This is a genomic window from Actinacidiphila guanduensis (assembly GCF_900103985.1).
In the GTDB taxonomy this organism is placed as follows: Bacteria; Actinomycetota; Actinomycetes; order Streptomycetales; family Streptomycetaceae; genus Actinacidiphila; species Actinacidiphila guanduensis.
Genome location: NZ_FNIE01000005.1, coordinates 535,072 through 547,086, shown reverse-complemented (window position 1 = coordinate 547,086; position 12,015 = coordinate 535,072). Strand labels below are relative to the sequence as shown.

The window sequence follows — 12,015 nt, the reverse complement described above, 5'->3', positions numbered from 1 at the left end:
TTGTGGCGATCACACGTCGGCCTCGCCCGCGCCCCGCGCGGCCTTGCGGCGGCGTCCGGTCACCACGAACACCAGGGCTCCCGCGGCCACCAGGGCGGCGGCGCCGGCCGCGAGGTAGGGCGTGGCGGAGGAGGCGCCGGTCTCGGCGAGGTCGCCGGTGTGCGAGGAGTCGGCGACGGTCTGGGCGTTGCCTCCCGAACCGGAGGAGCCCGAGGCGCCGGTGGAACCGCTGCTGCCCGTGCCGCCCGAACCTGAGCTCGAACCGCCGCCGCTGGTCCCCCCGTTCGACGCGCCGGACGTGCTGCCCGCGCTGCCGCCGGAGGTGGAGCCGCCGGAACTGCCGCTCGTGGAGCCGCCATTGGTCCCACCGCTCCCGCTGGTCGAACCGCCGTTGGTCGAGCCGCCGTTGGCGCCACCGCCGGACGTCCCGCCGGAGCCGCCGGTGCCGCCCTTCGGGGTGTGGCAGGTGGCTTGCGCGAGGGTGACGCTGCCGCTGACGTCGGCCACGCCCAGGTTCAACGGGTTGACGTGGACCTTGAGTTGGAGCGCGGTCGCCGCCGCGAAGTCCGACGTGGTGGTCGTGCTGGTCAGGTCGAGGTCGACCTGGCCGACGCCGGGGACGGCGACGTGGGTGGTGCCCACGGCATTGAGCGCGATCCGGCGCCCGAGCACGGTGACGCCGGCCAGGTGCGAGGAGGCGGTGGGGTGGTGGCCCGCCTCGCAGGTGGCCTTGGAGGTCACGGCGTCCACCGCGACCAGGGACAGCAGCGGCAGGCCGGGCACGTGCACCCGGGCGGCGGCCACGTTCGCGTACCCCTCGGCCTTGTGCCGGTCGGCGGTGGCGTTCGCGGTGGCCGCCGAGGCGCGCAGGATGTCCACCGGGCGGCCGGCCTCGACGCCGTGGCCGACGGTGACGGTGAGCGCGGTCTCCTTGGCCTCGGCGGGAGCCTTGACGTCGTTCAGGGACACGTCCACGGGGACGTCGACGGTTTTGTTCAGCAGCGACACGTCCAGGCCCGCGCGCAGGACGGTGGCGGTGGCCGTGCCGGTCGTCCCGGAGTGCGCGGGTGCCGCCTGCGCGGCGGGCGCCAGGGCAAGCCCGGCCCCGGCGGCGAGCGCGGCCGCGGCGCCGAGAGCGGCGGCCGAACGGCGTGCGGGCAGGCGGAAGTTGATGGTGCGGTACACGGTGGAAGAACCCCCACGGGTGGGATGGCGCCCCCGGCGCGCGCTGATTGGGGACAGCCCGCCGGGGACATCGACCCGGTAATGTTTACGCACTGAGGGTGAATTGACCGCTACACGGAGCTAGTTCACTCGGAAGGGTGGTTTCCGCCCGTTTCTTCGAATTGAGGGGCACAGCTGTCGGAAAGGTGTCACCCGCCCGTGCCCACCGCCGGTCCGGCACTCACCGCGCGCGCTCATCCCCGCTCGTCCGGCGCGGTCGTCCGGCGCTGATCCGGCGCTCACCCGACAACGCGCCCCCGCAGCACGATCCGGCGGGGCGCGGCCAGCACGCGGACGTCCGCGCGCGGGTCCTCGCCGTAGACGACGAGGTCGGCGGAGGCGCCCTCCTCCAGACCGGGGCGGCCGAGCCAGGCCCGCGCGCCCCAGGTCGCCGCCGACAGCGCGGCCGTCACGGGCAGCCCGGCGGCGGCGAGTTCGGCCACCTCCGCGGCGACCAGGCCGTGCGCGAGGCCGCCGCCCGCGTCGGTGCCGGCGTAGACGGGGATGCCGGCGTCGTAGGCGTCGCGGACGGTCCGGTAGCGGCGCGCGTGCAACTGCCGCAGGTGGGCCGCCCAGCGCGGGTAGCGGTCCTCGCCGCCGGCCGCCAATTGCGGGAAGGTGGCGATGTTGACCAGGGTCGGCACGATCGCGGTGCCGCGGGCGGCGAAGAGCGGCACGGTGTCCGCGGTGAGCCCGGTGGCGTGCTCGACGCAGTCGATGCCCGCCTCGACCAGGTCGGCCAGCGAGTCCTCGGCGAAGCAGTGCGCGGTGACCCGGGCGCCCTCCTCGTGGGCGGCGGCGATGGCCTCGGCGAGCGCGTCCTTCGGCCAGCAGGGCGCGAGGTCGCCCACCGAGCGGTCGATCCAGTCGCCCACCAGCTTCACCCAGCCGTCACCGCGGCGGGCCTCCCGGCGGACGTAGGCGGTCAGGTCGCCCGGCTCGATCTCGTGGGCGTAGTTGCGGATGTAGCGGCGCGGGCGGGCCAGGTGCCGGCCGGCCCTGATCAGCCGCGGCAGGTCGGGGCGGTCGTCGATCCAGCGGGTGTCGGCGGGCGAGCCGGCGTCGCGCAGCAGCAGCGCGCCGGCGTCGCGGTCGGTGAGCGCCTGCTTCTCCGAGGTGGCCTCGTCCACCGCGCCGTGGGAGTCGAGCCCGACGTGGCAGTGCGCGTCCACCAGCCCCGGCAGCACCCAGCCGGTCGCGCTCGCGGTGGCCTCGGCGGCGGGCCGCCGGTAGGTGATCCGGCCGCCGACCACCCACAACTCGTCGCGTACGTCCTCGGGTCCGGCCAGGACCCGCCCCTTGACGTGCAGCACTTCTGCCATACCCGCACTGTACGCACCGGGCGGGCGGCGGCGGAGGGGCCCGGGACCGTCCCGGCCGCCGGAGGCTTCGCGGGCCCCGGGGGCTTCGGCACCTGCGGGCCGGTGCGGGGGGAGGTGCCGGGCGGAGGACCTGGAGGGGGGGTCCCCCGCCCGGCGGTCAGGAGGCGAGCGCGGCCAGGTCCACGGTGTCGGCCATGGCCAGCATGCCCGCGTCGTCGGGGTGCAGGTGGTCGCCGGAGTCGTAGCGGGGCAGCATCGCGGTGGGGTGCGCGGGGTCGCGGACGGCCCGGTCGAAGTCGGCGACGGCGTCGAAGGCGTGCGAGGTGCGGATCCAGGTGTTGACCTCGGTCCGCACCGCCTGCATCGCCGGGTCGAGCCGGCTGTAGGGCAGGATCGTGGCGCCGATGACGCGCACGCCGGCCGCGTGCGACTCGGCGATGACCGTTCGGTAGCCGGCGATCAGGTCCTGCGCGGTGAGCGGGCGGCCGCTGCCGTCCACGTCGTTGCTGAGGTCGTTGACGCCTTCGAGCACAATGACGTCCCGGACGCCGGGCTGGTCGAGCGCGTCCTGCGCGAAGCGCTGCACGCCCGGGGTGCCCCGGTAGATCTGCGGGGCGCTGCTGAGCAGCCGGTTGCCCGCGATGCCCGCGTCCACCACGCCGAGCCGCTGCCCGCCGGGCTGGGCGGCCAGCCGCCGGGCGAGCTGGTCCGGCCAGCGGCGGTTCGCGCCCGCCGTGGAGTGGTAGCCGTCGGTGATCGAGTCGCCGAAAGCGACGACGGTGCCGCGGACGGTGGGCGAGACGACGTCGAGGCCGGTCAGGTAGTACCAGGAGGTGGTGGTCTGCCGGAAGGCGCCGGCGGCGCTGTCGCCCGCGTGGTCCCGCCCGTCGGCCGACAGGTACGAGGTCTGGTACGCCTCGCGGTGGAAGGCGGCCGGGCCGTTGATGCCCGGCAGGTAGAGGCTGACCAGCAGGTTGCGTCCGGCCGCGACCCGCATCGGGATCACGTCGCTGGCCCGCTCGGTGCCCTCGGCGATCACGGTGGAGCCGGAGCCGCCGAAGGTGACGGTGTGGTGCGTGCCGGGGAAGGCCGTGGCGCCGTACTCCTGCTCGGCGACGTCGGCGGCGCCCACCCGCAGCGGGCTGCCGCCCAGGACGTCGGAGAGCCGGATGCGCAGCCGTGAGCCGCCCGCGCTGGTGTGCACCACCATCCGCAGCGTGGTGCCGGTGAAGGTCGGGCCGCCGCGGGTGAGCGCGGCCGACCAGATCCCGATCCGCCCGGACGCGGCCGGGCCGCGGTCCCGATTGCCCGCGAGGTCCACGTGCGTGTCGCCGCCGGCCGCCACCAGGCTGCCGCCCGCCGTCCCACCCGCGCCGCCGGCCCGCGCGGCGGCCGCCGCCTGGCGCGGTCCGCCGCTGCGCACGGCCACCAGCACGGCCGCCACGACGAGCACCGCCAGCACGGCGGCGACGACCGCGGCGGCGGCCGAGCGACCCGAGGTGCGTGTCACGCGACCTCCCCCTCTTTCGTGGTCTTCCCGTGCGGACCCCCGGCGATCCGGGGCCCGCGTGTTCCGCCATCCGCGTGGCCGGGGCTTCACAGTATGCGGAAGCCGGGTTGATTCTGCATCATCCCGGGCATTCGGGACGGCTTGCCCCGCTCACGCCGTCAGACGTCGCCGCGGCGGAATCGGTTGCCTGCAAGGGCCAAGGAGTTGCGCGCGTCACCTCGGCCGCGGTGCCGGGCGGGCGCGCGGGGTCGCGTTTTCGGCCGGCGGCGGGCCCGCGTGTCGTTCGGGCCGCGGCCTCACGTGACCGGGAGCCGGGTGAAGGTCGCGCGGTAGTCGGAGGGGGTCAGGCCGACCCGGCGGGTCAGGTGCGCGCGCAGCGAGTCGGCGGTGCCGAGGCCGCTGGCGCGGGCCACCTGGTCGACCGGCAGGGTGGTGGTCTCCAGCAGCTCGCGGGCCCGCTCCAGCCGCTGGTGGAGCAGCCACTGCAAGGGGCTCAGGCCCGTCTCGGCGTGGAAGCGGCGGCTGAGGGTACGGACGCTGACGGCCGCGTGGCGGGCCAGGTCGGCAAGGGTGAGCGGCTGGTCGAGCCGGGTCATCGCCCAGGCCCGGGTGCCGGCGAGCGAGCTGCCGCTCTCGGCGGGCAGCGGGGTGTCGGTGAACTGCGCCTGCCCGCCGTGGCGCACCGGGGCGACGAGCGCCAGCCGGGCGACGGTGTTCGCGACGGCGGCCCCGTAGTCGGTACGGATCAGGTGCAGGCACAGGTCGATGCCGGCTGCGTACCCGGAGGCGGTGAGCACCTGGCCGTCCTGGACGAAGAGCACGTCGGGCTCCAGCGCCACCTCCGGGTACCGGCCGGCCAGTTCCTCGGTGTAGGCCCAGTACGTGGTGGCCCGGCGGCCGTCGAGCAGCCCCGCCTCGGCGAGCGCGAAGGCGCCGGTGCAGATGGAGGCGATCCGCTTGCCGTCCCGGGCGGCGGCCCGCAGCGCCGTCAGCACCCGCGGGTCCACGTCCATCCTGGCGCCCGTTCCGGCCACGATCACGGTGTCCGCCCACGCGACGACGTCCAGCCCGCCGCCGATGACGATGCCGGCGCCGCCGCTGGTGGCCACCGTGCCGGGCTCCGCCGTGCACAGCTGGACCTCGTACCCGGGGCCGCCGTCCACCTCGACCTTGCTGAACAGCATCTCGCAGATCCCGAGGTTGAACATCGACACCGGCCGGGCGGCGACGACGGCGACGCGGTGCGGGCGGGAGCAGACGAAGGGGGCCGGGACGGGACCGGGCGCGGTGGGGGCGGGCTCGGCGGCCGAACCGGGGGCCGACTCAAGGCTCGGGGCAGAAACGGCCTCAAGGGCGGGCTCGGGGGTCTGCTCGGGAGCGAGGGGGACCGTCATGGCCAAAACCTCCGGGAGGGTGGCATTCTGGCCGCTACTGTACGCCGTCGGCGGGCGGCACGCTGGGACCATGGCACGGGACCTCATCACACCTGAACCCCAACCGCCTTGCCCTGAACGGGAGTTGACGCCGGAACCATCGGCCGGGAGCAGCGGCAGGAGCGATGCCCGCACGGGCCGCACCAGCCGTACAGCCAGCCCCTTCCGTACAGGTGTCGCCGGCCGTACGGGCAGCGCCCTCGGTGCGGAGACCGCCGACCGTACGGGCGTCCGCCTCGGCGAAGCCGCCGGCGCACCCCACGGCTCGCCCGCCCTCGCGCTCGTCGCCGCCCTGCTCGGCTTCTTCGTGGTGAGCCTGGACGCCTCGATCGTGAGCGTGGCGCTGCCCGCGATCGGCGGCGAGCTGCACGGCGGGCTGACGGCGCTGCAGTGGGTGGTGGACGGCTACACGCTGGCGCTGGCCGCGCTGATGCTCTCCACCGGGGCGCTTTCGGACCGGGTCGGCGCGGGCCGGGCCTTCTGCGGCGGGGTGGTGCTCTTCACCGCCGCCTCGGCCGCCTGCGGGCTCGCGCCCGGCCTCGCGGTGCTGGTCGGCGCGCGGGTGGTGCAGGGGGCGGCGGCCGCGGTGGTGCTGCCGTCCTCGCTCGCCCTGGTACGGCAGGCGTTCCCCGACGCGGCCGGGCGGGGCCGGGCCATCTCGCTGTGGGCCGCGGGCGGCTCGGTGGCGGTGGCGCTCGGGCCGGTCGCGGGCGGCGCGCTCACCTCGGCGTGGAGCTGGCGCGGCATCTTCTTCGTCAACCTTCCGGTGGGCGCGGTGGCCCTGCTGCTCGCCGCCCGCACCGGCCGCTCGCCACGCCGCCGCACCCCGCTGGACCTGCCGGGGCAGGCGACCGCGGTGGTGGCGCTGGCCGCGCTGACGTACGCGGTGATCGAGGGCGGTCGGGCCGGGCTGCTCGCCGGGGCGGTGGCCGCGGTGGCGTTCGCGGGCTTCCTGCGGATCGAGTCCCGCCACCCGCATCCGGTCGTACCGCTGGGCCTCTTCGGCGAGCGGGCGCTGACGGTGTCGCTCGCCGCGGGCGCGGCGGTCAGCTTCGCCTTCTTCGGGGCGTTCTTCGCGCTGAGCCTGTACTTCCAGCAGGTGCGCGGGGAGTCGGCGCTCACCACCGGTCTGCTGTTCCTGCCGATGACGATGCTGATCTCCTCGGTGAACGTCATCTCGGGCAAGGCCGCCGACCGCTACGGGCCCAGGGCGCCCATGGCCGTCGGCCAGGCGGTGGCCGCGGGCGGCCTGCTGCTCCTGCTCACCGCGGGCGCGGGCACGCCCTCGGTGCTGGTCGCGCTCGCGATGATCCCCTTCGGAGCCGGGGCGGCCTTCGCGGTGCCCGCGCTCACCGCTGCCGCGATGGGGGCGGTCGCCGCGGAGCGGGCGGGGATGGCGGCGGGTCTGCTCAACGCGTGCCGCCAGGTGGCGGCGGGCCTGAGCGTGGCCGTCTTCGGCTCCCTGGTCTCCGGCACCCCCCACGGCTTCCGCCTCGCCGGCCTCCACGAAGGGTTCGCCGCCGCCGCGCTGCTCCTCGCCCTGACCGCGGGTTTCGCCCTGCGCGCTTCTTCCCACCCACCTCGCCCCGCCCCGTAGGGGGCTCGCCTTGCGCGCGAAGGGCAAGGTTTTCAGGGGCGCGGGGAACTGCGCGAGCAACCGACCACCGGCCTTGCGACGGCATCGGACCCCGTGGGGCAGACGGGAACCCGAAAGGGGCGCTGGGGGAGGAACTGCTCCCCCAGAGGGGGCACCCCCACAGCCACGACGGCGCGGCAGTCGGCAACGGCGGCGAACTCCGATGGCGAGAAGCCGCCCCGTAGCCGAACCGCCGCGGCGGGCGGCAACGGCGGCGAACCCGAACGGCGAGAAGCCGCCCCGTAGGAAAGCGGGTGGCACGCTGGAGCGTGAGGGCACATTCCCCCGCCCCGAAAAGAGGGAGGCTGCCATGGCCGCACCGAACGGTTTCCATGTGCGCCGGGTCTACGATCAGGCGTCGCCCGACGACGGGGTACGGGTCCTGGTGGACCGCCTCTGGCCGCGCGGCCTGGCCAAGGACCGCGCGGCGGTGGACGAGTGGGCCAAGGAGGTCACCCCCTCCGACGAGTTGCGCCGCTTCCTCCACAAGGACGCCTCCCGCTACGAGGAGTTCGCCGCCCGCTACCGTGAGGAGCTGGCAGCGCCGGCCGCCGAAGAAGCTGCCGCCCACCTCCGCGAAGAAGCCCGCGACCACACGGTCACCCTCCTGACAGCCGTCAAGAACCCGGACACCAGCCACGTCCCGGTCCTGCTGGAGCACTTGCAGACTCCGTAGGCGCGCGAGGCGGCTCCTCGCCGCTCGGGTTCCTGTCCCGTCGCCGCCTGCCGCCCGGTGGCCGGTTGCGACAAGCCACGTGCGGGCGGCACTCGGCACCGTAGAGGCCCCGCGGCAGGGAGCCGCCCCGTGACTAGCTGACGCGGCGGGGGAGGCCGAGAGGGTTGGACTCCTGGAGCTCCGGGGGGAGGGCCGCTTCGGGGACGTCCTGGTAGGCGACGGGGCGGAGCCAGCGTTCGATCGCGGTGGCGCCGACGGATGTGGACGTGGAGGTCGTCGCGGGGTAGGGGCCGCCGTGCTGCTGGGCCGCGGTGACCGCGACGCCGGTCGGCCAGCCGTCGACCAGGACCCGCCCGGCGAGCGCGCTGAGCCGGGCGAGCAGCCCCGCCGCCGCGGCGGCCTCGTCCGCGCCGATGTGCGCGGCGGCGGTGAGGTTGCCGGGCAGCCGGCCGAGCACGGACTCCAGCGCGTCGGCGCCGTCGTAGCGCACCACCACCACGAGCGGCCCGAAGCACTCGTCGAGCAGCAGGTCGTACGCCCCGGGCTCGTCGAAGGCGGCGGCCTCGGCGACGACGACGCCGGGCCGTACGGTCAGCCCCCCGCCGTCGCCCGCGGCGACCGGCACCTCGACACCGGGCAGCGCGGCCCGGGCGGCGGCGCCCTTGAGGAAGTTCTCGCGCATCCGGCCGTCGAGCAGCACGCCGGGCGCCACCTCGCCGGCCGCGCGGGCGAGTTCGGCCACCAGCCGGTCACCCGGGCCGCCCGCGGGCACCAGCACCAGGCCCGGCTTGGTGCAGAACTGCCCGACCCCGAGCGTGAAGGAGGCCGTCAGGCCGGCGGCGATCTGCTCGGCCCGCTCGGCGGCGGCCGCCTCGGTCACCACGACCGGGTTGAGGCTGCCGAGTTCGCCGTGGAAGGGGATCGGCCGGGGCCGGGCCGCGGCGGCGTCGAAGAGCGCGCGGCCGCCGGCCACGGAGCCGGTGAAGCCCGCGGCGGACACCAGCGGGTGCCGGACCAGTTCGGTGCCGGCCTCGAAGCCGAAGACGAGCCCGACGGTCCCGGCGGGCAGCCCCGCCTCCACCGCGGCCCGCTGGAGCAGGCGCGCGCAGAGCGCGGAGGTGGCCGGGTGGTCCGGGTGCGCCTTGACGACGACGGGGCAGCCGGCCGCCAGCGCGCTCGCGGTGTCGCCGCCGGGCACGGAGAAGGCGAGCGGGAAGTTGCTGGCCGCGTAGACGGCGACGACCCCGAGCGGCACCTTGTAGCGGCGCAGGTCGGGCCGCGGAATGGGCTTCGCGTCGGGGTCGGCGTGGTCGATGATCACATCGAGGTACGCGCCCTCGTCCACCACATCGGCGAAGGTGCGCAGTTGGAAGGCGGTGCGGGCCAGCTCGCCGCCGAGCCGGCCGGTGCCGAGCGCGGTCTCGGCGTCGGCGGCGGCGACCACCTCGTCGGCGTGCTCCTCCAGGAGTGCGGCGGCCCCGCGCAGCAGCCCGGCCCGTGCGCTACGGTCGGCGAGCGCGGGGAGCGCGGCGGCCGCGGCACGGACCGCGGCGTCGACGTCCGCGGCCGTGGCCTCGTGGCCGACCTGCTCGCGCTGCTTCCCGGTTCGGGGGTCGACGCTCCAGACTGGTACTGCCACCGGAAGAACCTCCACATTCGCCGTACTGCGCTCGCCGCTGTTCGATATGCTGAACAGAGTCTTCAGATGTGAATCTATCCTCGGAGCCTACGTCCACGCCTCCGGGGCGAACAAGAGGGGTCAGACGCGATGGCTGCTGCCGAGGGAGCCGGTTCCCAGGTCAAGTCCGCGGTCCGCACGGTGGAGCTGCTCGAGTTCTTCGCCGGCCGGCCCGGCATGCACAGCCTCGCCGCGGTCCAGGAAGCCGTCGGCTACCCCAAGTCCAGCCTCTACATGCTGCTGCGCACCCTGGTGGAGCTGGGCTGGATCGAGACCGACGCCACCGGCACGCGGTACGGCATCGGGGTGCGCGCCCTGCTGGTGGGCACCTCCTACATCGACGGCGACGAGGTGGTGGCCGCCGCCCGGCCCACCCTGGACCGGCTCGCCGACGACACCAGCGAGACCATCCACATGGCCCGCCTGGACGGCACCAACGTGGTCTACCTCGCCACCCGCCAGTCCCAGCACTACCTGCGGCCCTTCACCCGGGTCGGCCGCCGGCTGCCGGCCCACTCCACCTCGCTCGGCAAGGCGCTGCTGGCCACGTACACCGACGAGCAGGTGCGCAAGCTGCTGCCCGAGACGCTGGAACAGCTCACCGAGCACACCCACACCGACCGCGAGAAGCTCATCGCCGAACTGGCGCAGATCCGCGAGCAGGGCTACGCGGTGGACCGCGAGGAGAACACGCTGGGGCTGCGCTGCTTCGGCGTCGCGATCCCGTACCGCACGCCGGCCCGCGACGCGGTCAGCTGCTCGGTGCCGGTGGCCCGGCTCACCCCCGGCCACGAGCAGATGATCAAGGACACCCTCTTCGACGCCCGCGACCGCCTGCTACTGGCCACCCGCCGGCTCTGAGCCGCCCGCTCCGGCCCGTGGGCGCCCCGGCAGTAGCGGGCCGAGACCGTCGGATGTCGGGGCGCCGCCGTCCCGCTCGCGCGGGACCGCCCGGTCCTCGTGGCGCGGGCCGGTCCGCGTAGGGTCGGCGGCATGGACCCCGACGCCTTCAAGGCCCTCGACTCCGAGCAGCTCGCCGCCGAGATCGCCCGCCGCGCCTCCTCCTTCGGCGCCGCCGCCACCGCCTACGCCGAGCACCGCCCCGACTACCCGGTGAACGCCGTACGGTGGGCGCTGGAGCCCGCGCGCGAGGCCGGACTCGCCCGCGGCGACGGCACGTTGGACGTGCTGGACCTCGGTGCCGGCACCGGCAAGCTCAGCGCGGTGACCGCGCGGCTCGGCCACCGGGTCACCGCGGTGGAGCCGGACGCCGACATGCTCGCCCAACTGCGCCGGGAGTTGCCCGAGGTGGCGGCCCATCAGGGCGGCGCGGAGCAGATCCCGCTGCCGGACGGCTCGGTGGACGCGGTCGTGGTCGGGCAGGCGCTGCACTGGTTCGACCAGAGCCGGGCGCTGCCGGAGATCGTCCGGGTGCTGCGGCCGGGCGGCGTGCTGGGCGCGCTGTGGAACTCCGACGACGACCGGGTCGCGTGGGTCGCCGGGCTCGACGAAGTCGCCCGCAGCCGCGCCACGTTCATCGACTGGGACCCCAGCCGCGGCATCCGGGCGCACCCGGGCCTGGCCCCGATGGAGCACGCCTGGTTCCCGCACCACCAGACGCGCACCGCGGACTCGCTGATCGAGACCATCGCCACCCACTCGCACGCCCTGACCATGGAGCCGAAGGAGCGCGCGGAGTACGTGGAACGGGTGCGGGCCTACCTGCGCTCGCGCCCGGAGACCGCCGAGGGGTCCTTCGACCTGCCGCTCATCACCCTCGTGGAGCGTTCGGCACGGGTGTGAAGAGAGCGTTCCCGACCTCTGCCCCCTGCGTGACCGCGCTGCTACGCTCGCGCAGCACACCGGCGGGAGAGGTCCGGGCAGGAGGGGGTGGGGCGTGGGCGCTTCCGTCGAGCCCGGCACCGGCGACTCCGCCGCCTTCCACGCCTTCTTCGAGCGGCACTACGCCGAACTCTCCCGCCTGGCCCACCTGCTGACCGGCGAGGAGGACGCGGCCGACGACCTCGCGGCCGACGCCCTGGTGGCGATCTGGCGGCGCTGGGACCGGGTCAGCGCCGCCGAGCACCCGGCCGCCTACGCCCGCGGGGTGGTCGCCAACCTCGCCAGGTCCCGTATCCGCAGCGCCATGCGCGAGCGCCGCCGGGTCGCGCTCTTCTGGTCGCAGCGCCCGGAGCGGGTCGAGGAGCCGGACGTGCCGGCGGTGCTCGACCTGCGGGAGGCGCTGCAACGGCTGCCGTTCCGCAAGCGGGCCTGCGTGGTGCTGCGGCACGCCTTCGACCTGTCGGAGAAGGACACCGCGGCGGCGCTCGGCATCTCGGTCGGCACCGTGAAGAGCCAGACCTCGCGCGGGGTCGCGGAGTTGGAGCGGCTGCTCAGCCCGCCCGCGGAGGGCGACGCGGCGCCGCGGGGCCGGCCCGACGTCCGGCGGGCGGTGACCGCCGCGGCCGCGCCGCGTGCCGGCGCCGTCCCCGCTCCCCCTGCCGGGCCGGACGGGCCTGCGCGCCCCGACGAGGTG

General features: G+C 75.7%; 9 protein-coding genes and 1 pseudogene. 5 read left to right on the top strand and 5 right to left on the bottom strand.

Features of this window, described 5'->3' with window-relative positions:
* Positions 1 to 9: 9 nt before the first annotated feature.
* The 4 genes from BLR33_RS13925 to BLR33_RS13910 form a co-directional block, all read right to left on the bottom strand.
* A complete protein-coding gene (locus BLR33_RS13925; RefSeq protein WP_245771386.1) occupies positions 10 to 1,185 on the bottom strand; it encodes an SCO1860 family LAETG-anchored protein in 1,176 nt (391 codons plus the stop codon).
* Positions 1,186 to 1,463: 278 nt separating this feature from the next.
* Positions 1,464 to 2,546, bottom strand: coding sequence for an amidohydrolase family protein (locus tag BLR33_RS13920; RefSeq protein WP_093784708.1), 1,083 nt, complete (start codon positions 2,544 to 2,546; stop codon positions 1,464 to 1,466).
* A gap of 157 nt (positions 2,547 to 2,703) precedes the next feature.
* Positions 2,704 to 4,056, bottom strand: a complete 1,353-nt coding sequence (locus BLR33_RS13915) for an SGNH/GDSL hydrolase family protein (protein WP_093784707.1) — start codon at positions 4,054 to 4,056, stop codon at positions 2,704 to 2,706.
* A gap of 296 nt (positions 4,057 to 4,352) precedes the next feature.
* On the bottom strand, positions 4,353 to 5,264 hold the full coding sequence (locus BLR33_RS13910) for a GlxA family transcriptional regulator (protein WP_093784811.1): 912 nt from the start codon (positions 5,262 to 5,264) through the stop codon (positions 4,353 to 4,355).
* A gap of 256 nt (positions 5,265 to 5,520) precedes the next feature.
* On the opposite strand from BLR33_RS13910, the gene BLR33_RS13905 reads away from it, so the two are divergent.
* A complete protein-coding gene (locus BLR33_RS13905) occupies positions 5,521 to 7,086 on the top strand; it encodes an MFS transporter (protein ID WP_093784706.1) in 1,566 nt (521 codons plus the stop codon).
* A 349-nt stretch (positions 7,087 to 7,435) separates the two neighbouring features.
* On the top strand, positions 7,436 to 7,801 hold the full coding sequence (locus tag BLR33_RS13900; protein ID WP_093784705.1) for a DUF488 domain-containing protein: 366 nt from the start codon (positions 7,436 to 7,438) through the stop codon (positions 7,799 to 7,801).
* Positions 7,802 to 7,934: 133 nt separating this feature from the next.
* Here BLR33_RS13900 and BLR33_RS13895 read toward each other — a convergent pair whose 3' ends face one another.
* A complete protein-coding gene (locus tag BLR33_RS13895; protein WP_093784704.1) occupies positions 7,935 to 9,440 on the bottom strand; it encodes an aldehyde dehydrogenase (NADP(+)) in 1,506 nt (501 codons plus the stop codon).
* 129 nt (positions 9,441 to 9,569) lie between these two features.
* On the opposite strand from BLR33_RS13895, the gene BLR33_RS13890 reads away from it, so the two are divergent.
* The 3 genes and pseudogenes from BLR33_RS13890 to BLR33_RS13880 form a co-directional block, all read left to right on the top strand.
* The gene (locus BLR33_RS13890) at positions 9,570 to 10,340 is read left to right on the top strand and encodes an IclR family transcriptional regulator (protein ID WP_093784703.1); all 771 of its coding nucleotides are present in this window, start codon (positions 9,570 to 9,572) and stop codon (positions 10,338 to 10,340) included.
* Between the two features lie 132 nt (positions 10,341 to 10,472).
* Positions 10,473 to 11,282 carry a class I SAM-dependent methyltransferase gene (locus BLR33_RS13885; protein WP_093784702.1) on the top strand — a complete coding sequence of 270 codons (810 nt, stop codon included), beginning with the start codon at positions 10,473 to 10,475 and terminating at the stop codon, positions 11,280 to 11,282.
* A 94-nt stretch (positions 11,283 to 11,376) separates the two neighbouring features.
* A pseudogene (locus BLR33_RS13880) lies at positions 11,377 to 11,913 on the top strand (SigE family RNA polymerase sigma factor); the annotation flags it as partial.
* Positions 11,914 to 12,015 lie beyond the last annotated feature (102 nt).